We start from the raw sequence: 23062 nt of genomic DNA on the forward strand, positions 1-23062 counted from the left end.
TGAGCGATGACCGCGCTCTCGTCACCCTGCCGGAAACGCTCGGCCGCCTCCCAACGCAACTTCTCGCGGAAAGCCCGCCGTTCGTCGGTCAGCCCGCCCCCTTGCGCATACCTCATGCCACCGGCGTACCGCAGGGATCATGAACCGTCAGCCCTGCCGACACCACGCTTTGAAGGTCAGTAGGGACGGAGCTACTGACGGGTGGCGAACTGGAAGTCAAAAGCTGAGTCCGTGAGCTTGCCAGTGCTGTTCAAGCACTCAACTTCTACATCTTCATTAGTGACGCCGGGCGTACTGGTCGCAGCATGTGACGATCCCAGGGAGTGGCAGTAAGCGAATCCTGCGCTGTTTGCCGTCACGCTAGTGCCACCACCGAGCCCCGTCCCGGATCCCTGAGAAGGCAGTGTCAGCAGGTACTTACCCTTCTTCGGATGGCGCACCGAGATGGAACCCGACTGAGATCCGTACATACGGTTGCGCTGTGCGGCCGGCACCTTAGTCGATCCTACAGGCTGAGCCGGAACGGAGGCATGAGCATCCGACGCTTGGTTCTTGAGTCCGATCAGACTAGCGCTCCGCGAATAGAGCAGAGTGATACCTTGTGGATCACCTGGAACCGAAGCTTGGGTGGCCGATGCGAGCGAATCACAGGCGATCTTGAACTGCTCCTTGCGACTGTCCAGTTGGACATGTGAGAGGAACCGGCAGGTGTTGAAGTGCGTGTCGCCAGGGTGATTCGCAGCCACCGAGAACGACGCGCCGCCGCGCCCGGGAAGCGCCGGCGTAACGACGGTGTAGCGCCCCTTGCTCGTCCGGTTGATAGTGATATTCCCACTCAGGGGGTCAGTCGCGGTCCTGGCTCGCCTGACCGCAGGAGTGCTCACTCCGTTCTTTGTGAGTGCGTTGTCGGTACGCATGATGGCAAGCGCACCTTCTTCGGTGAATCCCTGCGTGTAGTAAGCATCGAATCCAGCATCCACCAGTTGCCCGGCGGTAGAAATGCAGGCAACCGTGAAAGTGACGTCTTGCCCAAGGAACAGGCTGGGACGCCCGTAGCAGATACTTGCGGCGCTTGTCGCGTGAGCCTGAACCGCACCCAACATATCTTTGCCTGTCCGCGATACCGAACTCACTCCATGCAATGTGATTCGGTAGTCACCCCTCCCGATGCGCGTGACACTCGCCGTACCGTTGTGGCTCACTGCCGTACGGTTGCTGGGGATGTTCTGGGTTGCACCGTTGCCCAGATCGTCTGACACGGAGACGTAAGCAGCGACAGCGGCGGCAGGTGCGGCCTGCGCAGGGACGGCGCTCACAACGGCTCCGCCGAGTAGGCATGAGCTGATCGCAGCGAGCGCGGACGAGCGAACGAGCTTTGCAGACATGGACAGCTCCTTAGAGGACGACTTCTCTCTGATAGACGTCCCAGCCGACGCTCTCCAACTGAGTAGCTGTCGCTCAATAGCCCGGTCAGCCCGGTCAGCACTCGCAGCCGGTCGGTCCTTGTACTGAATCCACTGGCTGACCACCGATGAGGTGACGGCACCGAGGGCGCAACGTACGCGGCGCAACGTGCTGAGGAGGGAGGTGTTCGGAGCCGGAACTCGTCAGCTCAGGCTCCTCATGGGTTCCTTACCCTGCTGTACTTGTGCTGCGCACGTGTTGGTCGAGTGGGTCATCAGCTCATCATGATCCAAGGGTGTCCGCCGTCGCCGCTCCCGCAGCGCCGTGCCCTGGTCGCTGCGGTGTAGCTGTGCCGGCACGAACCCCATGGCCCGATCGCCGTAGCCTCTACGTTGCCGTCGGTAGCGCACACTCCTGCACCGGCGTCACCTGCTGGCCCAGCGTGCTGCGGGACTGCTGGGTGTCTTGTGTAGGTCCGACCCGGACTGCGTCCGGCTCGACGGCACCCTGGCGGAGTGCGACCGGGTCGGCGGCAGCCGGGCCGACTATTCCGTCAAACACCGCCTGCACGGGATGAGAAACTGGTGCTCGCCCGGACTGACGGGCCGCACACACGACCTGATCGTCGCCCGCACCCACGGAATCCTGCAAATCTGCAGACACCAATAGATGTCGGTGGTGGCCGACTGCGTCTGCATCAGCGCGGTTGCGTCGCTGACCATCCCATGACACCGCTTGTCCAAGGGCGAACTGTCCCTGGCACGGCGAACCGTCAACCGGGCGCTCTGCCGTGCCCGGGAGCGGTCGGGCGCGGCCGCGCCCGACTCGGATCTTCCGCAAGGCGCGGTGCAGTCTGAATCGAATGACGCACTCGCGGCAGCCGTCCTCACTCTGATTCGGCAACGTAGAAAGGGCTAGGTGACACAGGATCGACGGATGCGAGGACGACGAGAGCGGTGCCCGCCGCGACCTGGCTACCGGGCTCGGTCAATAGTTTCGTGACGATACCGTCTGTGGGAGCCAACACCGGTGACTCCATCTTCATCGCCTCGAGTACGACCAGAAGCTGACCAGCCGACACCCGGTCGCCGACCTTTACATTGACCTGCCAGACACATGCCTGGAAGTCAGCCTCGACCAGGCTGCTGCCCTCGGGGACCACAACCTGGGCAGCCGACTGGAATGGTCCGGCGTCCTCCCCTGTGCGGGCGAACTCTCCGGCGGCGTCCCAGGCATCGCGCTCGGCATCGAACGCCGCGCTTCGCCGCTTCCGGAAGGCGGCGATCGACGCGGCATTTTCCTCAAGGAAGGTCTGATACGCGGCGAGCGAGAAGGTGCCCTCCTCAGTCCTTGGAACGAACCGGCCGGAGATGATGTCCGCACGCAGCTCGAGGAGTTCGTCGGCCCCGACCGGGTACCACCTGATCCGGTCGAAGAAGCGCATCAGCCACGGCTTGCCCGGCTCGAAGGCGCCGCGCTGCTGCCAGGCTGACCACACCTGCGTCGTGCGGCCGACAAGCTGGTAGCCGCCGGGGCCCTCCATCCCGTAGATACACAGGTACGCGCCGCCGATGCCGACGGAATCCTCCGCGGTCCAGATGCGGGCCGGGTTGTATTTGGTCGTGACCAGCCGGTGCCGCGGGTCCAGCGGAGTGGCGACGGGAGCGCCCAGGTACACGTCACCCAGGCCCAGGACCAGGTACTCGGCATCGAAAACGGCACGGTGCACGTCTTCGATCGCCTCCAGACCATTGATGCGGCGGATGAACTCGATGTTCGACGGGCACCACGGGGCGTCGTCCCGGACGTCCGCTGTGTAGCGGGCGACGGCCTCGCGCGAAGCCGGGTCATCCCAGGAAAGCGGCAGGTGCACGATTCGGCTGGACACCACCAGCTCATCAGTGGCGGGGAGTTCCTCCTCCACGCGCAGCACAGCGTCGAGGAGTTCGTGCTGCGGTAGTACATCGGGGTTCGTCTGGACCTGGAGCGAGCGGATGCCCGGGGTGAGGTCGACGACGCCGTCGAGCCCTCGGGCGACCAGTGCCTCCGCGAGCGCGTGGACGCGTATGCGCAGCGCGAGGTCGAGCTGGATGGGCCCGTATTCGATGAGGAGGTTGTCATCGCCGCTTCGTCGGTAGGTGACCATGGGGTGGCCCTCGGTCCGCTCCAGACGGGCGAGGACACCGCCGTCCGCGATGGGTTGACGGTCGGAGCGCGGGGCCGCGACGGGGTTGCGTCGCAGTTCGCATGCCGCGTCTGCGGTGACCGGTACGAATCGGACGGTGTCACCTGGCCGGAGTTGGCCCAGCTTCCAGCGCTGTCCGGTGACGACTGTTGCCGGACAGACGAAGCCGCCGAGGGAGGGGCCGTCGGGGCCGAGGATGACGGGCATGTCGCCGGTGTAGTCGACGGCGCCCACGGAATACGGTGTGTCATGGATATTGGACGGATGTAGCCCCGCCTCACCGCCGTCGCTGCGTGCCCAGCGCGGGGTGGGGCCGAGCAGGCGGACGCCAGTGCGCGCTGAATTGAAGTGCACTTGCCAGTGCGTGGCGTAGAACTCGCATATGTCGTACTCGGTGAAGAACTCGGGAGCGGCATGCGGGCCTTCGACCGCTCCCAGCTGCCAGGCGGTGCCGAAGACTGGGCGTTCGTCGGGGGGGACGACGGAGGTATTCGTACAGGCCTTCCCGCCGTGCAGGACGTCGCCCGCACGCAGGGCGCGGCCGCCGTGTCCTCCGACCCGCCCAAGGGTGAAGGTGGCTGCGCTGCCCAGGAACTCCGGCACCTCCAGACCTCCCGCGAACAGGACGTACGTACGCAGGCCTGGCCCGGCGGGGGCCTCGACACAGAGAGTCTGTCCGGCATCGACGGTGACCGGCTCCCATTGCGGGGTGTCGGCACCATCGATCGTCACCCGGGCGGGAGCACCGGAGACGCAGACCGTCACCGGGTGAGTAAACCTCAGGGAGGGACCCTGAAGGGTGCACTCCAGGCCGGGCGCGCCCTCGTCATTCCCGAGCGCGGTGTTGCCGAGCCGGAAGGAGAGGTCGTCCATGGGTCCGCCCGGAGGCACCCCCACATGCCAGTATCCGGTCCGTCCGGGCCAGTCCTGCACGGTGGTCAGGGTGCCCGGGGCTACGACGTTGATGCGCGGGGTCGGATCCGTGAGAGCTGCGAGTGAGGCCGTGGAGTGGGTGGCGGCACGGACGTCGGCGTCTCGGAGTGCGGTGCGGAGCAGGCCGAGATTGGTCTCGATGCCGTCGACGCGGGTCGCGGCGAGTGCCGATTCCAGGCAGTCGAGCGCCTCGGTGCGGTCGGCGCCGCGCGCGATGACCTTGGCGAGCATGGGGTCGTACGCGGTGATGACCTCCGTGCCGGTCTCGACCCAGGTGTCCACGCGAACGCCCTCGGGGAACACGACACGGGTGAGCAGGCCCGCGCTTGGGCAGTAGTCGCGGGAAGGGTCCTCCGCGTACACGCGCGCTTCGACGGCGTGGCCGGTGGGCACAGGAGGCTCGGTGACGACCGTGATGTCACCCTGCGCGAGGCGCAGCATCCATGCCACAAGGTCCACCCCGTAAATCGCCTCGGTCACCGGGTGTTCGACCTGAAGACGGCTGTTGACCTCCAGGAAGTACATCTCTGCGCGGGCGGCATCGTAAACGAACTCGACCGTACCGGCGGAGCGGTAGCTCACTGAAGCACACAGGTTCCGGGCAGCAGTGGCGAGTTCACGGCGGACACGGTCCGGTAGCGCGGGCGCCGGGCTCTCCTCCAGCACCTTCTGGTTGCGGCGTTGCAGCGAGCAGTCGCGGTCTCCGAAAGTGACGACCTTGCCCTGTCCGTCACCGAAGACCTGCACCTCGATGTGGCGGGCCCGCTCCACCAGCCGTTCCAGTAAGACGCCGGTGGAGGAAAAGGCGGCAGCAGCCACGCGCTGTACGCGGTCCCAAGCGTCGGCGAGTTCGTGCTCGTCATGGCAGGCCTGCATACCGATGCCACCACCACCGCCGGTCGCCTTTAGCATCACGGGATAGCCGATCTCCGCGGCCGCCTCAAGGGCCGCGGCCACTGTGGGAAGGAGCCCGGTGCCGGGGGCGAGCGGCACGCCTGCTGCCTCGGCGGCGGCGCGCGCAGAGTGCTTGGCTCCGAACAGTTCCAGTTGTTCGGGGGTGGGGCCGACAAAGACCACGCCGGCATCGGCGCAGCGGCGCGCGAAGCCCGCGTCTTCGGAGAGGAATCCGTAGCCCGGATGTATGGCGCCGGCACCGGTGTCCTTGGCGGCCTTCAGGACCAGGCTGGCGTTGAGGTAGGACTCCTTGGCGGGCGCGGGGCCGAGGCGGACGGCTTCATCGGCTAGCCGTACGTGCGCGGCGCCGCGGTCGGGGTCCGAGTGGACCGCGATGGTGCGCAGGCCGAGCTGCCGGGCCGTGCCGATGATGCGGCACGCTATCTCACCGCGGTTGGCAACCAGCAGGGTGTCGAACGTCATGGCGTACGTCCTCGTCTTTTTCGTCTCGCTGGTGATCTCCGTTCCCGTCCGCTGCGAAGGTTGCTGGACGGGGACGGCAGAACGGTGGTGTCAGTTCTGGTGCAGGGGACTCTCTGGTCGGGAACGCCGGGATCAGTTCGATGGCGGGGAGGATATACGCGAGCCTCCCAAGCGGCGTGCCCAGGAGGCAGCTGATTTTATTGCGTCTCTGCAAGTGGTAATCGATCGTGTGACGCAGCGGCGCCGGCGCATAACGTGTTGCCCCACGATGAGCGGCTCGATGCGATTGGACGACGCATCATGCTTCTGATTTTCATCCTGCCGAACCCCATGGCGCATCGGAACAGGCGTGACGGCAGTTTTGGGCACACAAGGCGCGGCTGGCGAAATCTTTCAGGCAGGTAAAAGGTGACCTCCTATATGTAGCGAGGGACCGAAATCAAGCCACACAGTATGCCCACCTCACCTGAGGTCTTCACCAAAGTCAAGACACGCGACCTGGAAAGCCCCCAACCGGTACCCCGGGAAGGCTGACGTCTGATTTTTTGAAGCAATGAGCAGTGATTACTCAGGCGAGCAGAGTGACTCAGTGCAAAGCATGGGTTCGAGCGCATGCTCGCAGCTGGGAACGATCAATGCATGCTTCCACCATCTGGGACGAGGTCGTATGGACTCTGAAGATGCTGATGCTGGAACTGCCGCAGAGATCGACTGGTCGTCGCGCACCTCACGTGTCCACGCCATCAGGTCAGACGGTCGGGCAATGGCAGTCCGTGGCCGGCGACCGGACGGCGGGACAGAAGGGCTGAGTGAGCCGTTGGAGGCAGAGCAGCTGGCCACGTTCGGTTACCGGCAAGAACTTTCGAGATCTCTAGGGAGCTTTTCGGCTTTTGCCGCCGGGTTCTCTTTCGTTTCTATCCTCACCACGGCATTTCAACTATTTGGCCTGGGATATTCGTTCGGTGGCAGCAGATTATTCTGGTCGTGGCTTGCAGTATTTCTGGGCCAGTCCCTCGTCGCGTTGTGTTTCGCAGAGCTTGCCAGCCGTTATCCGCTGGCCGGCTCGGTATACCAATGGGCTAAGTATGCAGGGGGCAGTTTTATAGCCTGGCTCGCTGGCTGGCTGATGCTGATCGGCTGCGTGTTGGCCTTCGGCGCAGCTGCGATTGCACTGCAGGTCGTTCTTCCCTCGCTCTGGCAAGGTTTCCAAATAGCTGGCAGCGATCCTTCCATAACTTCCGCATCCGGTGCGACCAACGCGGTCCTGCTCGGGCTGTTTTTGATCGTCCTCACAACAACAGCCAATGCAGCCGGAGTGCGAATCGTTGCGCGGTTGAACGACATTGGCGTGGTATCGGAAATCTTGGGACTGACAGTTCTGCTCGGTGGCCTGGTCCCGGCCGCTGTTCGGGGGCCTGGTGTAGTGGTCATTGATCACCACGCCAGGCAGTCCGCTTCCCCAGGAACAGCCGGCCTCCTCATGGCAACGCTCATGCCCGCCTACGTCATGTACGGATTCGACAACGCGGCTTCGGTGGCTGAAGAAACGATGTCTCCTCGCAAGACCGCCCCACGGGCGGTGCTGCGCGCGCTGGCTCTGTCAGGGGTGATCGGCCTGGCCCTGCTTCTATCGGCTCTCATGGCAGCACCGAGCCTCACCGATGGGCGACTCGCCACACAAGGCCTGCCTTACGTCATCGCGAACGTGCTCGACGGGACTCTTGGCAAGATACTTCTCGCTGACGTGGCACTCGCCGTGATGGTCTGTACCCTCACCATCCAGACCGGGACGGTGCGGCTGTTCTATGCGATGGGCAGAGACGGCTCGTTGCCCTTTTCCGCAATCCTGGCGAAGGTGAGTCCGCGCACTGGTGCCCCGGTGTGGCCTGCTGTGATCAGTGGTGCCCTCGCTTCCGGGGTCCTGCTCGTGAATCTGGGCAACCCCACCCTCTTCGCTGTCCTGACCGGGACGTCGGTAGTCATCGTCTACTTGGCCTACCTGCTGGTCACCGCACCCCTGCTGCTGAGAAGAATCCGAGGCCGCTATCCGTCGGCCGAACCCGGACAGTTCTCACTTTCACGCTACGGCCTGGTCATCAACCTGGCCGCTGTCACCTATGGCCTGCTTATGGCAGTCAACATCGCCTGGCCGCGGCCTGAGATCTACGACCCGGCCGGGTCCGGCCGGTGGTGGTCACTGCTGTTCCCCGTCGAATTCGTCGCAGCAGTTTCGTGCGCGGGCTGTGTGTGCTGGTTCTTCTCCTGCCGCAGACAGGCTGCCGTGCGTCGATAGACCCATTTACTCGTACACAGGAGAACCGCCCTATGCTCGGGATCTCGCCGTTTGCGCTCGCCCCGTCCTCGCTGTCCCGATCAGCACGCCACCATGGTGCGGCGTACAGCAAACGGGATCCAGACTCGGCCCGGCCGTCATCAGTCACCTCTTGGCTGTCCCTTCCCGTACCCGCCTCGAAGAAGGTCATCTGATGGGTGCTGCCGTTCGTAGCGCTTGCCAGGTGACGTCGGGTGCTGTGCTGTGGGGCACCATTGGGCTGGCCCACTCCTTCGTGCATGAGGCCGGCATCCTGGCAGTCAGCAGCGTCCGCGCGGCGATCGCGGCGTGCGTGCTCCTGGCCTATATGACGTGTATGCGCACTCTGCCGACACTGCAGAAGCTTGCCGAACCGAGAAATCTGCTCACTTGCCTGGTGGGTGCGGTCGCCGTGACCGCCTTCCAAATCTTCCTGTTCGCCGCCATACGCAGTGCCGGAGTTGCGATGGCCACACTCCTGGCCATCGGATCGGCGCCGGTATTCACCGGCATCGCCGCCCTTCTACGCAAGCAGCAACCTAAACCCGGATGGGTTCCCGCTGTTATCCTGGGCATTACCGGCTTAGGGCTGATCTGCATCCCTTCGGGCTCCGCACCGGCTATCCCCCTTCTCGGCACTATCTGCGCTCTGGCAGCCGGCATCGCATACAGTACATACACGATAGCTGCCAAATCACTCATCACTGCTGGTGTCCAACCCCATGCCGTCACAACCGCATATTTTACGGCGGCAGCGCTCTTTCTCAGTCCAGCGATTGCAGTCACAGGCGGCATGCGCGAACTGTCCTCACCCTCCGAATTGCTAGCTGTCGCATGGATGGGAATTATGGCCACAGCAGTCGCGTATTGCCTGTATTTAAGAGGGCTCTCGGGATTGGCAGCCTCCTCCGCCGCCTTGCTGGGGCTTGCGGAACCACTGACGGCCGCTTCCATCGGATTCCTGCTGCTGAAGGAGGAAGCCAGCGCGGGGAACATCACCGGCATGGTACTTATTGCTACGGGAATCGTCCTCTCTGTCTTATCCCCAATAGTGAAAGGCCAACGCGCACTGAGCCTTCCCTAGCAAGGTCGCGCACTCCTAACTGTCGTGGCAGCGGTGGGGCCATCTGACAGTGTCACTACTGTCAAGTATAAATTCCAGTGAGTGTGAGAACATCTCCATCCATCCCTGACCGGCCGATCCATCGGTCTCCTCGCCGGAATGCCGCGCACTGAAAGTGTCTCAGCGGAGGTCATCACCAGGCGTCGTTGAGGGCGAAGGAGGCTTCGGGCGACGCCGCCGATGCGGATGGGGCTGATCGTGATGCGCTTGAGGGTGCGCCAGCGTTCCCCTGATTCGGCGGCGGCCCCTTCGCCGAGCGCGCGCACCCTCGCGCAGGAGCGCGTTGCAGGTCCGAGTGTCGAGGTGAAGCTGCACGTGGGAGCTGCCGCGAGGCTCCTGGGGTGCTGAATGCCGGAGCCCCGATAGCCGCTGTCGGCGAGGGTGGAAAGACTGGCACCGCAGCCTTGCACAGAGAAGGCAGTGAGCCTTTTCCAACCTCACGTCTATGCTGGTCAAAGGCATGTCGGGCAGCGACAACGCCGACCAGTGGCAGGCCTGTAACCAGCAGATCCACAGTCGGCCGCCTCGCCGCGAACGCCCCGCCGGCATGGTCGACGTACCCGGCGGCCAGGTTGGAAAAGGCTCAGTGGGTGCGTGGGTCGAGAATGCCTGGCACCGAGCCGGGCTCAGCGTCGGACACTCCGCCCACAACGGCCAGGTGCACGTTCACCCCGGATGGCTTCTTCGCGGAGTACCAGGTGTCCACCGCCTTGCCCTCGGCGTCCAGGTGGGTAGCGGCGAGGCCGTCGCATCCGACGACACTTGGCAGCCGGCTCGCTCTGTTCCGGTGTGCAACGTAGATAGCCTTTCCCAACCTGGCTGCCAGCACAGCTGACCGGGCCTGGCAGAACATCAGGAGCGCGGTGGCCAGCTGCAAGGCTGCTGCGCATAGCCCTGTTGCGGGTCAGCACATGCCACCGTCAGCATGCCTTCGACCAGCCCGAATGCAGGATTTGACAGAAACTCATTGGTTGTATGCTCAAGCCCGGAGGACCACACCGTTGCGGACCTCGACCGTGACCCGCGGCAGGTTTTTCGTGGCCGGCCCGTGCATCACCTTTCCAGTCTTCGGGTCGAACTTACTCCCGTGGCATGGACAGTTGATGGAATCGGCCGTCACCTCCGCGACCGTGCAGCCGGCGTGGGTACAGATGGCGTCGAAGGCCCATACAGAATCGCCCTTGCCGCGGATGACGACGACATTGGCACTCGGCACCACGACGCCCCGCCCTTCGGGTATCTGGTCGAGCTGGACAATTTCCTTGGCCTTCTGGTCCACAATTTTCTGCACCTGTCCGCCGTCATTGTCCTTGCTGCACGCGCTGCATACTCCAAGCAGCGTGCAAGCACTCAGGACGGCGGCGGCAGTGACCGCTCGGCGGGTATGTTCGACGGGCTTGTCCACTGAAGTCTCCATCTCAATCCTCCGCATTGTGTAGGCTGTTCCTTGAGGACGAATGTCGCAGTGGTGTTCTGTGCGGTGACGAGATGCAAAGACCCGTTGCCCACGCCATAAACATGATGAGAGACCACGATCGAGCCTCGTACCGCTAAACATGCGCGAGTTGGGCTCCCGCCTGCCATGTGCATCAGGCGGGAGCCCCTAGTCTCGTCATGGGCACCAGACTAGGATAGGATCTCTCTGCAGAGGATTGCCGACTGCACGCTAGTCGGATTCCTGTAACGAAGTAAAGCGCAACTGCATGCAACTTGATTGAGTAGTCACTGCTTAACCGAGCCTCTTTCAGCCTGAATAGTCGCAGGTCGTGTGTGTGGACGCCTTGGACGACGGCCGACTCCTCGTGTGGAGCGTCGGGCTCTTCGTAGCAGTCGCCGGACTTGTGCTACTGATCCTTTCGTAAGTTCGGTGGGTGTGGTGGGTGTGTGGGTGGGAGGCTGTCGGGGTGACTTATCGACCTTCCTCTTCGGTTGCCGGCTCCTGCCTTCCTCCTTTGTCGCGGCCTCGGTTGGCGGAGGCGCGTCGTGTTCGGGCAGTCGGGTTGTTCGAGGGCGTTGTCTCGAATGCGGAGATCGCGCGGGCGGTGGGGGTGTGTGCCGAGAGTGTGCGGCGTTGGCGACGGGTGTGGGAGCAAGGCGGTGCTTCGAGCCTGCGGCGACGGGCAGCTACCGGGCGTCCACCCAAGCTGGACGACCAGGTCGAGATGGTGCGGGCCGCGTTGGAGCAAGGTGCCCAGGCGCATCGTTTCGAGGCCGGCCTGTGGACTCTGGAACGAGTCGGTGCGGTCGTCACCCGGGCTACGGGGTGGTGTTGTCGAGGGCGTCGGTGTGGCGGCTGCTGACCGGCCGGCTCGGGTGGAGTTTGCAACGGCCCGAGCGGCGGGCGGCCGAGCGGGACGAGTCCGAGATCGCCCGCTGGATCGCGCACGAGTGGCCGCGCATCAAAAAGGGGCCGTGAACACACGTGCCTGGATCGTCTTCCTCGACGAATCAGGCGTCTCCCTGCTCCCTCAGATCCGCCGCACCTACTCGCCCCGAGGGCAGACTCCGCTCCTGCGGCACCGCCTGAACTGCAAGCGCGCGTCGATGGCCGGGGCCCTGGGCTACCACTCCACCGACCCCGATCGCGGGGCCCGGCTGTGCTTCCACCTCAAGCCCGGCAGCTACGACACCGCCGCCCTCGTCGAGGTCCTCGAGCAGATGAAGGTCGTTCTACCGCGGCGAGCGAGTGGTCCTGGTCCGGGACGGCCTGTCCGCGCCGGCGACCACCTCGCCGACGTCGCCGACGCCACCGAACAAGGCATCCACCGCATCAACACCAACCCCCGACTGCCATGGTCATTCCTGGCCCACACCGGCCTGACCATCCACCCACCACACCCACCGAACTTACGAAAGGATCAGTAAGGGTCTGTTGTGAAAGTGGACCTTGTTCGTTGATGATCACGTCCTGTGGGCCGCCGGCATCATCGACCAGGCGGCAGACGAGGATGCCGTGCGCTCCACCGCCATCGAGATCACTGAGCCTCTTTCATCCTCGGCTCGGCATGATGCCTTGAGTAGCTCTGACCTGCGGTGATGTTCTGGATCTTCACTCCTGGGACTCCAGGATGAAAGAGGTTCACTGAGCCTTTTCAGCTTGACCCCGATCGGGTGACAGGCTCAACAGTGCAGGCTTCCGATCCAGCAGGTCGGCCGGTCGGTCAACGCCCGAGTGCACATCACCCTGCAGGGTGGTCGCTGAAAAGGCTCACTCAGACTCAGGTGAACAATGCCGGCGACACCAGCGGCACCATCAAGGCCCGCACGTACGCGCCGGTCCTGACCCTCCTGCGCGACACCACAGATCCGCTCGGCTGACCAGCACCTCACCCATCGCACCATGCCGTGCCCCGGGCGGTTTGCTCCGGGGCGCAGGCTGCCCACGGATGAGGAGATGGGTCAGTGGATCAGTGACCGCGCACATCGCACGGCACACGAGCGCGTGCGGGACCGCGGCATCCAGATCCAGAGTAACGGCCGCGGCTGCATCGTGCACTCGGACCGTGGAGCGAAGCACACCGCTGCAACCCCGCCGAGATGACAGCCGATTGAGGCTGCGGCGAAGCATGGGACGAACCGGCTCGTGCTACGGCGATGCCACCGCCGAGGGCTTCTTTCGCGCTGCTGAAAGCGGAGATCGGCACACGCCGCTGATCCGACCGTACGGCTGCCCGCGCTTTGGCCTTGGTCAGGCCGATCACGTCGGCAATCTGCATGGTGTCCGTCCGGGACGTCGTGGCGGGGCATGACTGCGACAGGCGGACACTGGCCCGTCCTGCAGCACTCCGCAGCTCCAAGGCACTCCTGGGACCGGTCACGTGCGACAGGATTTGAGCAACCTGTACTCCGTCGTACGAGGCCTTGCATCCAGGACAATTACTGTCGGCTACAGCGAACTCTCTGGCCAAGTTGAATCCATCCACCCTGCAGAGAACGGAACACGATGCTGGCACGCGGCGGTCAACTGCGCAGGGGGCTAACAGCGAGCGCGGTCGTCGCGGTAACGGTCGCTGCCCTGGCTGCGTCTCAAGCTCCGCAGCCAGTGGGGAACAATCGAAATCAGCCGATGAACGCAGCTGACCTGCCATCCGCCCCTGCCTCTTCGAGGGCTGGTGCCAGCGGCAACTCGCCGTACTACACGGACCTTCCGCCGCTCGACAGCCCCGAGCCCGGCCCCACCCCGTCGCCGGTCATCGGCACCCCGGTCTCCCGTGGCGAGGCCGAGGCGGGCATCCCCGCGACCGTCCTGGACGCGTACCGCAGGGCCGCGGCCGAGCTGCGCGGCTCCAAGCCGGGCTGCAACCTGCCCTGGGAACTCCTCGCCGCCATCGGCAAGGTGGAGTCCGGCCACGCCCGCGGCGGCCGGGTCGACGCCGACGGCACCACCCTCGGCCGCATCCTCGGCCCGCAGCTCGACGGCAACGGCTTCGCGCTCATCAAGGACACCGACAACGGCCGCTACGACGGCAACAGCTCCTACGACCAGGCCGTCGGCTCGATGCAGTTCATCCCGTCCACCTGGGCCTGGGCCGGCCGCGACGGCAACGGGGACGACGTCAAGGACCCCAACAACGTCTACGACGCCGCGCTCGCCGCCGGCCACTACCTGTGCCGCAACGGCTGGGACCTGTCCGTCCAAGGCGACGTCGACCGCGCGATCCTCAGCTACAACAACTCCCAGGACTATCTGAACCTGGTCCTGAACTGGCTGGAGTACTACCGCAAGGGCAGCCACTCCGTCCCCGACGGCACCGGCGGCATGCCCACGCACCGCAGCGACGAGCACACCGGGCAGCCGACCGGTACTCCGTCGCCCACCGACCCGCCGCGGACCAAGCCCCACCACAAGCCGCACCACCCGCCCGGCAAGCCACCCAAGCCCGGCACGCCCGGCAGCGGCGATGAAAGCCCTGACCCCGCGCCGCCGAAGCAGCCGGTCCCGCCGAAGCCGCCCACTCCCTCCGGCACCGTTGATCACCTGGCCGACGCGGGCACAGGCAAGCTCACCGCGCGGGCCGGGGACGACTTCGCCCGGCGGATCAGCATGCGCGCTGAGACCAAGGCCGGCACGGCTGTCGGCAAGGTCCGAATCCGATTCATCATCACCGGTTACACCGACACCACCTTCGCCGACGGCGACAGGGCCGCCACCGTCGCCACCGACGCCAAGGGTGTGGCGGTCGCACCCGCCCTCAAGGCCGGCAACAAGACCGGCGACTTCACCGTCACCACCGCCGTCATCGGCCACCGGGCCAAGGGTATCGACTACACCGCTACCGTGACCCCCCGCACCGCCGACACCCTCACCCTCACCAGCGGCACCCCGCTGACCTGCGCCCCCGGCGGCGAATTCGCCAATCCGGTCCAGGTGCAGGCCACCTATAAGGGCGCCGTCGCGGATAAGGTGGCCGCCACCGCCACCCTGATCAAGTCGGCTGACGACCTTACCGAGAACGACAAGGGTCCCTCCTTCAAGGACGCCGACGGCAAGCCCGTACGCACCCTCACCGGCCTCAAGACCGACGACAAAGGCCTGCTCACACTGCCCGAGCTGTACGCGGACGACACCACCGGCACCTTCCTACTCCGTATCGTCACCACCGGCGGTGGCACCCTCATCCTCGAATTGAGAGTCGTTGCAGCCGGCACTCCGTCGCAAGACACCTGAAGCGACCCTCCCACCGCGTGCTGCCATGCACCGCTGTGCTGCCGGTACCGACGCTTGCCTCGTCGATGCCCTGGCCGACGGCTGGCACCCTGGCGGAGGTCTTGACTGCTCCCTGGAACAGCGACACTCCACGGTCTTCTGTCCAGAACAGTGGCCTCAACCCCTCGACCACACTGCGTCCCACCGCATCAATTGACGCACTGAGCTTCTTCAGCGTTGCCGCTCATGGGTGAGGACGCTTTGGTGATTGACGTCATGCGGTTCGGACTGCAGCGGGCTCTGCGGAAGATCCACCAGGACTTCAGGCGGCCGGCGCCTCGTTCGACCGGTGCCCGTGCCGAGGCCAGGGCCCGGTTGACGGTCTTCTCGGTGCCAGTGAGTTCCTGCCGCGGCCTGCGTCTGATTCCTCTGGTCAGCCAGGGGCCACCGCCGTGGCAGGCGAGAACCGCCACGATGGTAACGCCCTGGCGCTCGCAGATCCGGATGGTCCGGTGGGCGCGGGCGGAGGTCAGGTCATCGGTGCGGCCCGGCAGGATGGGCGAGAGCGACAGCAGCCGGCCGCTGGGGTCGGTGACTACTTGCACGTTCACACCGTGGCGCCGGTTGTTTGTGGAAGTAGTCGGCCCGGCCGTCGCCGACCCGGTCGCAGTCGCAGTCGCAGTCGCAGTCGCAGTCGCAGTCGCAGTCGGCGAGGGTGCCGTCGAGCAGGGCGAAGTCGGGTTCGTGCTCGCGCAGCGTCTTCAATAGACCCGGTACACGTTCGGCAAGCAGGTCGACGACCGCGCTCGTGTAGGCGTGGGCAGTGGAGCCGCTGATCTCGGATCCAGCGGCGATCTTCGCGAGAGTGGTGTGTTCGCGCAGGTACACCAGTGCCACCATCACGCGCTGAGCCGGGTGGAGCTTGCAGCATCGGTCGCCCTCACGGGTGCGAGCAGCATCGTGACCCACTCCACGAGCGCATGCGGAAGGTCGAGTCCGGCAAAATGGATGACCAACGAGGCCTCCTTGCAACGTGACTGAGAGGGCATCTGATCAGCGTTCACGCCGATGTAGGTGAGATGTCCGTTCCAATGCGCCACGTTGGTGCCGATTCTCCGGTCAGTTCGCGGGACATTTTGTTAGCCATGGCCCAGTGGATCATCGTCCGGGATCTCTGCGGCAGGGCTTCGTAGTCCCGGGCCAGGCGGCGGTGCTGCATCAGCCGGCCGAAGGTCCGCTCGATCACCCATCGTTTCGGTAGCGGTTCGAACCCCTTGGCCCGTGGCCGTTGCACCACCTCGACATCGATGCCCAGACCGGCGCCGTGGTGGAAGATGCTGTTCTGGTAGCCGCCGTCAGCCCAGACCTTGGACACGCTTGGATGTGCCGCGGCCGGGTCGTCGAGCAGGAGCTTGCCCCTGGTTGTGTCGTGCGCGTTGGCGGCGGTGACGAGGACGGCCAGTACCAGACCGAGCGTGTCGGTGATCAGATGCCGTTTGCGGCCTTTGATCTTCTTGCCGGCGTCGATGCCCGGGCTGGTCTCGGCGACGTTTGCCGAGGTCTTCACGCTCTGCGCGTCCACCACGGCCGCGGTCGGCTCCGCCCGGCGGCCGTGGAATCGGCGGGTCTTGTCGCGTAACAGGTCGTGGACCTGCTGGGTGGTGTCAGACACCTCGATCAACAGCCCGGGGGCCTCGCTCGTTGCGCTTCACGCCCATCACGCGATCTGTGGCCCACTCGAAGAAGCTCACTGCATTAACCGCTCCTCCGCTCCACTGGAAATTTCGTCGGTCGACGCCACAGTTTGCATGCCGTGATTATGATCACCAATAGCCACCATCCGACAGCGGTGAAAATACCCAGACGAATCCGATCATCATCACTGAATAGCTGACTGGCAAAACTTCCACCCACCGCATTATTGGTAGCATGAAACAGCATGGCAATAAGAATACTGTCCTGTGCAGAATGGAAGATTGCCGCGACTACGACGCTGGCCGCAAGGATCACAAGAACATCGGGCCATAGGATTTGGCCCGTGAGGAACAGGGGTGCATGCGGAACTCTTCAGCCAGGCGGGTCTTCCCTACCCCGGCAGGTCCGTGAATGGTGACCGCTGAAATGTGGTCGGACCCGAAGGTTTCCCTGAATTCTCTCATCTGCAAATCACGTTCGACCAGTGGCCACTTCACTCGCTCATGCGGACTTTGCAAGATCCACCTCCGTACCGCCATCGAAACAACCACCATCACAGCACGCCTCCCGCATCGCACACGTTCAGCGCCCGAAAGCACTTCGATCATCTTGCCCGGGTGTGTACAGGAACGCGCGAAGCATAGGATATCCGCAAACAGGGCGGATGACCCGGCCTCGGGACTGGTGAACTCACACGTCTCGGTATGGCATATGCATGAGCAGCGCAACGCAACGGAGCATGGTGGGCGATCGCTTGGGGATCGTGGCGGCCCCGCAACTACTGGCCTTCAAAGCGTGATGTCTTCATGCTTGGTTTGAGCTGGCCGGTGCCGGTGAGGCAGCCGTCGAGGATGTCGCGGTTTCTCGGTTGATCATCCTCGTGCGGACGCCCCCGTCGTCATGCGACGAAGGTGCCGACCCAGGGCATCGCGTAGCCGAAGAACGGCAGCGCCCAACACCAGCGCCGGCAGCAACCCGGTGACGAACTCGAGCCCGGGATTCCGCCGACAACGATCACCACGGCAGGGCTGTTCAGCGGGAGCACGGCCACGACGAGCGGCACGGTGCCCGTACACAGGCCAGAGAGCTCAGTCAATCGCGTCCTTCTGGCCGGATGTTGTGGGTGCACCGGAACAGGTTGTGCGGGTCGTGCAGCGTCTTCACGCGTCGCAGCCGCTCGAAGTCCTCGGCCGCGAAGAGTTCCCGCACCTGCTCCTGGGAGACCGGGGCGCCGTCGTTGTAGACGGAGTTGAGGCTGCGGCCGACGGTCCAGGGTTTCAGGGCGTCGTAGACGCGCTGATGGACCGGCCGGGCTGCCGTGGACGGCGCGGCAGCACCGCTGGTCATCACGCGCAGCATGTACGCGGCGTCACGGCCTCCCACTGCACCCGGATCGGAGGACCGGCGGGCGAAGGCCCCGCCGAGGTGACGGATCTCGACGATGCAGGGCACGGTGGCATCGGGCCCGGCCACGTCCACGACGGTCCGCAGGGCCGTGGGATCGAGTTCGCCCAGCAGGACGTTCCCTCCGAAGTAGGCGTGCGGGACGTGCGGATCCTGGTAAATGGTGCCGCCCTCCGTGTACGGCATCTCCCGGACGGTGTCGGCCAGACGCGGACCGAGCGCGCGCAGGGGCGTCACGAGCCGTTCACCCTCCGCGGCGTGGCCCGTGAAGGCGATCCGGACCTGTGCGACGTAGCGTCCGCGCAGCGGCTCGGGGACGGACGGCCACGGCGGGCAGGTCATGAGGCAGATCGAGGAGGTGAGCTCCTCGGGCAGCGTCAGGGTCCATGCCAGGTAGGTGTGCAGCAGGTGGAGGGGGTGGTCCGCGGCGAAGTGAAGGCCGCCGCCGTAGACCCGCGTCACCGGCACGAGGGCCGTTTCCACTGCGGTGACGGCGCCGAAGTTGCCGCCGCCACCGCGCAGCGCCCAGAACAGGTCGGGGTCGGAGCCGGCCGTGACGTGGCGTAGCGCGCCGTCCGCGGTGACGATGTCGAAGGCGCGGACGTAGTCGCTGGCGTATCCGGTCCGGCGGCCGAGCAGGCCGATGCCGCCGCCGAGGAGGTAGCCGACGACGCCGATGTGCGGGGCCGAGCCGTTGACGGGGGCCAGACCGTGCGGGGCGGTCCGCTCGATGACCTCTCCCCACACCACGCCGGCCTGGGCCGTGACGGCTTTGGCGTCCGCGTCCACCGCGATGGCCTTCATACGGCGGGTGGTGATGAGAACGCCCTCGCCGTCCAGGGCGGTGACGATGCCGTGTCCGGTGGACTGCACGGCGACGGGCAGCCTCCGCACGGCGGCGAAACGGACCGCGGCGCGCACGTCCTCGGGGCGAGCGGCGCCGACGATGACAGCGGGGCGGTGGCGAAAGCCGGCCTGGAAACCGGTCCGCTCCTCGTCGTACTCCCGGCTGCCGTGCAGGAGGACGGGGCCTCGCACCTCGGCGGCCAGCGTCTCCACGTCCACGCTCATCCGTTGTTCTCCTTCCGGGGACGGCGTGGCCACCGTCATACGAGCGCCGCTCGGCTCAAAGGTCCGCTACCGCAGGGACGAGTTCTCCTGAATCCAGTGCAGGCCGCGGCTGACCAGCGGGAAGGTGCCGAGGTCGCGGCGGCGCAGGTGCAGTCGGAGGTGGCAGCCCTCGGCCTCGCCCTCCAGAATCACGTGATCGTCGGCCGAGCGCTCGAAGGTGAACGTCACCTGCCACTTCGGGTCGGCCATCTTGGTCAGGGCGACCGAACGGGCGTTCATGTCGATCGCCGCCATGCAGGGGTCGAGCGAGTCGTCCATGTACTGGATGACCACGGCGTCGGCGGAGTCCACGACGACTCGGCGCCAGCGCCGGCCGTCGGTCGTCACAGGCGGGAGCCGCTCGCCGTCCACGCAGAAGTCGGTGACGTCCCAGACGCCGTACAACTCGGGCTTCTCCCGTCCGCCTCCGTGGTTCTTCCAGAAGGTCCAGTCGTTGCGCAGTTGCGCGCCGAGCAGCCAGAGTCCGGCCCCGGCCTGGAGGGCGGTCGCGATCCGGTTCGCCCGGCGGGAACGGAAGAGGTCCGCGGGGGCGGCCGCCGTGAGCGGGCGCTCCGTGAGCACGGCCCCGGCCAGGCGAGGCGTGTGCGGGGCCAGCAGAAGCAGGCTGAGAAGGAGCAGTTGGAAGGAGTGAACCTTGACGGGGACGTCGAAGGTCATGTTGAGCACAAGCACCTGGGCCATCTCCGCCGCGGACAGCAGCGCGCCCAGCGCAGCCGTGCGCGGCACGATGAGCAGCAGTCCGCCCGTGATCTCAGCACAGCCGAGCAGCATCTGGTACGGCGTCGAGAATCCGGTCTGCGCCCACAGCAGGCTCATCGGACTGAGGGCGCCGAGCGGCTCGACGAGCTTGGACGGCGGCAATTGGAACTGGAGCGGGACAGCCTTGGCCGCGCCGTAGGAGAACATCTGCCCCGCGAGGCAGAAACGGGCAGCCAGGCGGAACCATGTGTCAGTGTTTGCGCGGTCCGTCCGGTGCCGGTTCAGTACGGACCAGACCGGAGTGGCCGCGGCGGCGCCTGCGAGCCAGCAGAGCTGCCCCGCCCAGGTGTGCGCGTCGTCGCCGCCCTCGAAGCGGTCGCCCAGCTCCCTGCCGAGGAACCGGACGGACATCCAGTTCCGCACCGGGCGTATCGCCCAGAGTTTCGCCCAGGCGTCGGCCGCTTCCTGCAGACGCCCCATACCGCCCCCGCGCAGGGCCAGATAGACCTGCGGGGTGGTCAGGCAGTACAGGCCGGCGTAGACGCAGCCGAACCGGTAGGCGGTGCGGGCGGCTCCGGCCCAGTTCGGCGGTGCCGGGGAGGTGCCGGTCGACGGGAACGCGCGTCCGGCCGCGCGGCCGGCCGGTGAAGACGCCACGGTCCGCAGCCACTTGCCTGTTCGCACCTTCATCGTTCATCACCTTCTCAGGGGCCGTCCTGGGTGGTCGCGGTCAGCTACGGCGGAATCGTCCGAGCCAGGCGTGCACGTCGAGGAGTTCCGACGTGGTGGGGATGATGCCGCGCATGAGGGCCTCGTCGATCGACTCGACCGTCCAGCCCTCGGCGAAGCCGTCGCGCAAGTGGTCGGCGGAGCGCTTGAGGGCGGGCGGCTCGTCGTCGTCCGGGAGCGGCGCCGGTATCTCCTCGATGGCCTCGGCGAGCCGGGCCTGCATCTCCGCGGCCCCCCGGTCACTGATCGAGAGGATGTGCGCCACCGCTCCCGGGCGGCAGGCCCGGTGCAGGGCCGCAGCGTAGGTGCGCAGCCTGTCACCCTCGAAGGTGTGGGCGAGGCCGGAGTCGACCACGGTGTCGAAACGCCCTTCGTAGCCCCTGAGGTCGAGGGCGTCGGCGACTTCGAAGACGGCGCCGAGTCCGCGCGCGGCGGCCTTGTCCCGGGCGAGGGAGATCGCCGTCGGAGACAGGTCCAGCCCCGTCACCGCGTAGCCCTTGCCCGCCAGGTGCAGGGCGTCCTCACCGGTGCCGCAGCCCGCGTCGAGCACCGTGCCGCGGATGAGCCCCGCTATCTCCAGGGCGACGTAGGCGGGTTGGGGCGCCCCGGTGTCCCACGGCGGGCGCTTGCCGAACGGGCTCTCCCCTCGATAGACGGCGTCGAATACCTCGGTCATCACCGCGGGGCCGTCGGGTACGCCGGCAGGTTCAGTCATGGCTGCCATGATTGCGTCGCCTCCCGGTGCCTCCTCGGTCTCTTGCGGACTTCTGTCACGGAGGTGACCGACCGACCAGGCCAGGGCTTGCAGGACGTAGCTGGTCGCCGGGCCCCGGTGAACAGTGCGCGCATCGCGTTCACGGCCGCCGTCATGGGGCTGTGGGCGGCGTACGCCTCCAGCCAGCCCGGCAACGTGCCGGTCGGTACGACGCCGAGGACATCCGGGCACGCGGGAAGATCCCCCACGCGGCCGACCGCCTGGGCGGCTTCCGCGTTGCGCACCGGCAGCCCGAGGCAGGCGGCGAACCACGGCACCGCGTAGCCGAAGAGCAGCAGCGGGCCGGCCGGCGCGGGCACGAGACCGTTCAGGAGAGGGCATTGCCGGACGGCGTGTACGACGTGCCGCTCTTCCGGGTCAAAGTGGCGGAGGTCTTGGCCGCTCGGTCTCCCTTCCGCGGGTGCGCCGGTCGGTGCCGTGCAGGGTGGCTGGGCGGCGGCCCGGTTCAGTGGTGCACGGCACCGAGCAGGACCGACATGTGGATGGCGTCGGCGGCCGCCGCGCCCGCCGCGGCCGCCGCGGTGACCGACTGCTTCCAGGGGCTGGTCAGGTCCCCGGCCGCGTACAGGCCCGGCACATTGGTGCACTGGGAGGCGTCGACGCCGACGAAGCCGGCGTCGTCGACCGTCAGCTTCAGTTCTTCGGCCGCCCGCCGCACGACGGGTTGCTGCCGCTGTCGCGGCGTCCACACCAGGGTCTGCCGCTCCAGGACCCTGCCGTCCGCCAACTCGATGCCGTACAGGGCCCCTTCCCGGTGGTGCAGGCGGCGGACCGTTCCCGTGACGACGTCCCCTCCCCTGCTTCGCGCGGTCGCGCGAGCGCTCTCCAGGCCGGGCGTCGACTCCTGGCAGATCGCGATCGTGTCCTCGCTCCAGGCGCGGAAGGCGACGGCCGACAGTGCCGCCAGTTCCGCGTTGTCGGTGACCGTCGCCCAGTGCCGGCCGGCGTTCTCCTCACCGAGGCAGAACGGGCAGTGGATCACGCTGCGGCCCCAGCACTCCGCGAAGCCGTCCACGTCGGCCGGGTGGACATCGACGACACCGGTCGCGAGCAGGACCGTTCGGGCCTCTACGGTCGCACCGCCGCCGAGGGCGACCCGGAAACCCCCTCCGGGAGCGGGGGACACGCACTCGGCGTCCTCCTCCAGCCGCTCCACGGTCGTGTACCGGGAGAGTTCCCGCCAGGCGCGCTCCCGGAACTCGGCTGGAGTGACGCCGTCCATTCCGATGTGGCCGTGGACGCCCGACGACGCGCTGTTGCGCGGTGCCCGGGGGCTGTCCACGACGGTCACCGGGTGCCGGTATCTGGCCAGGCCGAGCGCCGCGGTGAGCCCGGCGGGGCCGGCTCCCACGATCACGGTGGTGTGGTCGGCGTGCGAGGACATCGGTCTGATCCCTTCCGTCGGGCGGCATGAGCGGGGTCCGTCCACCGCGGGAGCGGTCCGGCAGGTGCGGTGTGAGAACGCCGGAACGGGCTGTCGGCGGGCGGAAGCCGTCGGCCCGTATTGTGGCCGCCGCCGCGGTGGTGGAAGGGTGCGGGCGAAAGAGGTGAGCCAGACAGTCGTGCGCCTGCGCGGCGCGGGCGATGCCGGCTGTTCCGACCGGGCGGGAGCGCGGCCGCGGCCGGCGCCTCCGCCCGGGAGCAGGCGC

Annotated in this window: 15 protein-coding genes and 3 pseudogenes; 7 read left to right on the forward strand and 11 right to left on the reverse strand. The window is 66.3% G+C overall.

What is annotated here, in order from left to right:
* Both ACZ6CZ_RS34075 and ACZ6CZ_RS34080 read right to left on the reverse strand, forming a co-directional pair.
* Window positions 1–116 (reverse strand): annotated as a pseudogene (locus ACZ6CZ_RS34075) (IS630 family transposase); the annotation flags it as partial.
* Window positions 117–191: 75 nt separating this feature from the next.
* Window positions 192–1385 carry a hypothetical protein gene (locus ACZ6CZ_RS34080; RefSeq protein ID WP_469029189.1) on the reverse strand — a complete coding sequence of 398 codons (1194 nt, stop codon included), beginning with the start codon at window positions 1383–1385 and terminating at the stop codon, window positions 192–194.
* A 263-nt stretch (window positions 1386–1648) separates the two neighbouring features.
* On the opposite strand from ACZ6CZ_RS34080, the pseudogene ACZ6CZ_RS34085 reads away from it, so the two are divergent.
* Window positions 1649–2322 (forward strand): annotated as a pseudogene (locus ACZ6CZ_RS34085) (IS5/IS1182 family transposase).
* On the opposite strand, the gene uca reads toward ACZ6CZ_RS34085, so the two are convergent.
* On the reverse strand, window positions 2291–5899 hold the full coding sequence (gene uca, locus ACZ6CZ_RS34090; RefSeq protein ID WP_469029191.1) for an urea carboxylase: 3609 nt from the start codon (window positions 5897–5899) through the stop codon (window positions 2291–2293). The pseudogene ACZ6CZ_RS34085 and the gene uca overlap by 32 nt on opposite strands.
* Before the next feature lie 667 nt (window positions 5900–6566).
* On the opposite strand from uca, the gene ACZ6CZ_RS34095 reads away from it, so the two are divergent.
* Both ACZ6CZ_RS34095 and ACZ6CZ_RS34100 read left to right on the forward strand, forming a co-directional pair.
* The gene (locus tag ACZ6CZ_RS34095; protein ID WP_469029195.1) at window positions 6567–8192 is read left to right on the forward strand and encodes an APC family permease; all 1626 of its coding nucleotides are present in this window, start codon (window positions 6567–6569) and stop codon (window positions 8190–8192) included.
* Window positions 8193–8343: 151 nt separating this feature from the next.
* The gene (locus ACZ6CZ_RS34100) at window positions 8344–9294 is read left to right on the forward strand and encodes a DMT family transporter (protein ID WP_469029197.1); all 951 of its coding nucleotides are present in this window, start codon (window positions 8344–8346) and stop codon (window positions 9292–9294) included.
* Between the two features lie 1018 nt (window positions 9295–10312).
* On the opposite strand, the gene ACZ6CZ_RS34105 is transcribed toward ACZ6CZ_RS34100, so the two are convergent.
* A complete protein-coding gene (locus tag ACZ6CZ_RS34105; protein WP_469029200.1) occupies window positions 10313–10738 on the reverse strand; it encodes a QcrA and Rieske domain-containing protein in 426 nt (141 codons plus the stop codon).
* A 499-nt stretch (window positions 10739–11237) separates the two neighbouring features.
* Between ACZ6CZ_RS34105 and ACZ6CZ_RS34110 the strand changes: the two genes are divergently transcribed.
* The 4 genes from ACZ6CZ_RS34110 (at window position 11238) to ACZ6CZ_RS34125 (ending at window position 15001) form a co-directional block, all read left to right on the forward strand.
* Window positions 11238–11633: a helix-turn-helix domain-containing protein gene (locus tag ACZ6CZ_RS34110; RefSeq protein WP_469029202.1), complete on the forward strand. Its 396-nt coding sequence runs from the start codon at window positions 11238–11240 to the stop codon at window positions 11631–11633.
* Window positions 11603–11749: a winged helix-turn-helix domain-containing protein gene (locus ACZ6CZ_RS34115; protein WP_469029205.1), complete on the forward strand. Its 147-nt coding sequence runs from the start codon at window positions 11603–11605 to the stop codon at window positions 11747–11749. Before ACZ6CZ_RS34110 ends, ACZ6CZ_RS34115 begins: the two co-directional genes overlap by 31 nt.
* On the forward strand, window positions 11746–12198 hold the full coding sequence (locus tag ACZ6CZ_RS34120) for a transposase (RefSeq protein WP_469029207.1): 453 nt from the start codon (window positions 11746–11748) through the stop codon (window positions 12196–12198). The genes ACZ6CZ_RS34115 and ACZ6CZ_RS34120 overlap by 4 nt, the downstream gene beginning before the upstream one ends.
* 1078 nt (window positions 12199–13276) lie before the next feature.
* A complete protein-coding gene (locus ACZ6CZ_RS34125) occupies window positions 13277–15001 on the forward strand; it encodes a lytic transglycosylase domain-containing protein (RefSeq protein ID WP_469029211.1) in 1725 nt (574 codons plus the stop codon).
* Window positions 15002–15211: 210 nt separating this feature from the next.
* Here ACZ6CZ_RS34125 and ACZ6CZ_RS34130 read toward each other — a convergent pair.
* The 7 genes and pseudogenes from ACZ6CZ_RS34130 to ACZ6CZ_RS34160 all read right to left on the reverse strand — a co-directional run bounded on the left by ACZ6CZ_RS34130 (window position 15212) and on the right by ACZ6CZ_RS34160 (window position 22797).
* A pseudogene (locus ACZ6CZ_RS34130) lies at window positions 15212–15996 on the reverse strand (transposase).
* Between the two features lie 44 nt (window positions 15997–16040).
* Window positions 16041–16652, reverse strand: coding sequence for an IS5 family transposase (locus tag ACZ6CZ_RS34135; RefSeq protein ID WP_469029214.1), 612 nt, complete (start codon window positions 16650–16652; stop codon window positions 16041–16043).
* A gap of 1115 nt (window positions 16653–17767) precedes the next feature.
* Window positions 17768–19150 (reverse strand): FAD-binding oxidoreductase, encoded by a 1383-nt coding sequence (locus ACZ6CZ_RS34140; RefSeq protein ID WP_469029216.1) that lies wholly within the window; start codon window positions 19148–19150, stop codon window positions 17768–17770.
* A gap of 66 nt (window positions 19151–19216) precedes the next feature.
* Window positions 19217–20599, reverse strand: a complete 1383-nt coding sequence (locus ACZ6CZ_RS34145) for a hypothetical protein (RefSeq protein WP_469029219.1) — start codon at window positions 20597–20599, stop codon at window positions 19217–19219.
* Window positions 20600–20639: 40 nt separating this feature from the next.
* Window positions 20640–21353, reverse strand: coding sequence for a class I SAM-dependent methyltransferase (locus ACZ6CZ_RS34150; protein WP_469029221.1), 714 nt, complete (start codon window positions 21351–21353; stop codon window positions 20640–20642).
* Window positions 21350–21712, reverse strand: a complete 363-nt coding sequence (locus ACZ6CZ_RS34155; RefSeq protein ID WP_469029225.1) for a hypothetical protein — start codon at window positions 21710–21712, stop codon at window positions 21350–21352. Before ACZ6CZ_RS34155 ends, ACZ6CZ_RS34150 begins: the two co-directional genes overlap by 4 nt.
* 146 nt (window positions 21713–21858) lie before the next feature.
* Window positions 21859–22797 carry an NAD(P)/FAD-dependent oxidoreductase gene (locus ACZ6CZ_RS34160; protein WP_469029227.1) on the reverse strand — a complete coding sequence of 313 codons (939 nt, stop codon included), beginning with the start codon at window positions 22795–22797 and terminating at the stop codon, window positions 21859–21861.
* Window positions 22798–23062 lie beyond the last annotated feature (265 nt).

The sequence above is a fragment of the Streptomyces sp. NPDC041135 genome, assembly GCF_055592085.1.

Coding starts and splice junctions, on each gene's coding strand:
- ACZ6CZ_RS34080 (WP_469029189.1), bottom strand. CDS start 1,385: ATGTCTGCAAAGCTCGTTCGCTCGTCCGCGCTCGCTGCGATCAGCTCA.
- uca (WP_469029191.1), bottom strand. CDS start 5,899: ATGACGTTCGACACCCTGCTGGTTGCCAACCGCGGTGAGATAGCGTGC.
- ACZ6CZ_RS34095 (WP_469029195.1), top strand. CDS start 6,567: ATGGACTCTGAAGATGCTGATGCTGGAACTGCCGCAGAGATCGACTGG.
- ACZ6CZ_RS34125 (WP_469029211.1), top strand. CDS start 13,277: ATGCTGGCACGCGGCGGTCAACTGCGCAGGGGGCTAACAGCGAGCGCG.
- ACZ6CZ_RS34140 (WP_469029216.1), bottom strand. CDS start 19,150: ATGAGCGTGGACGTGGAGACGCTGGCCGCCGAGGTGCGAGGCCCCGTC.
- ACZ6CZ_RS34145 (WP_469029219.1), bottom strand. CDS start 20,599: ATGAAGGTGCGAACAGGCAAGTGGCTGCGGACCGTGGCGTCTTCACCG.
- ACZ6CZ_RS34150 (WP_469029221.1), bottom strand. CDS start 21,353: ATGACTGAACCTGCCGGCGTACCCGACGGCCCCGCGGTGATGACCGAG.
- ACZ6CZ_RS34160 (WP_469029227.1), bottom strand. CDS start 22,797: ATGTCCTCGCACGCCGACCACACCACCGTGATCGTGGGAGCCGGCCCC.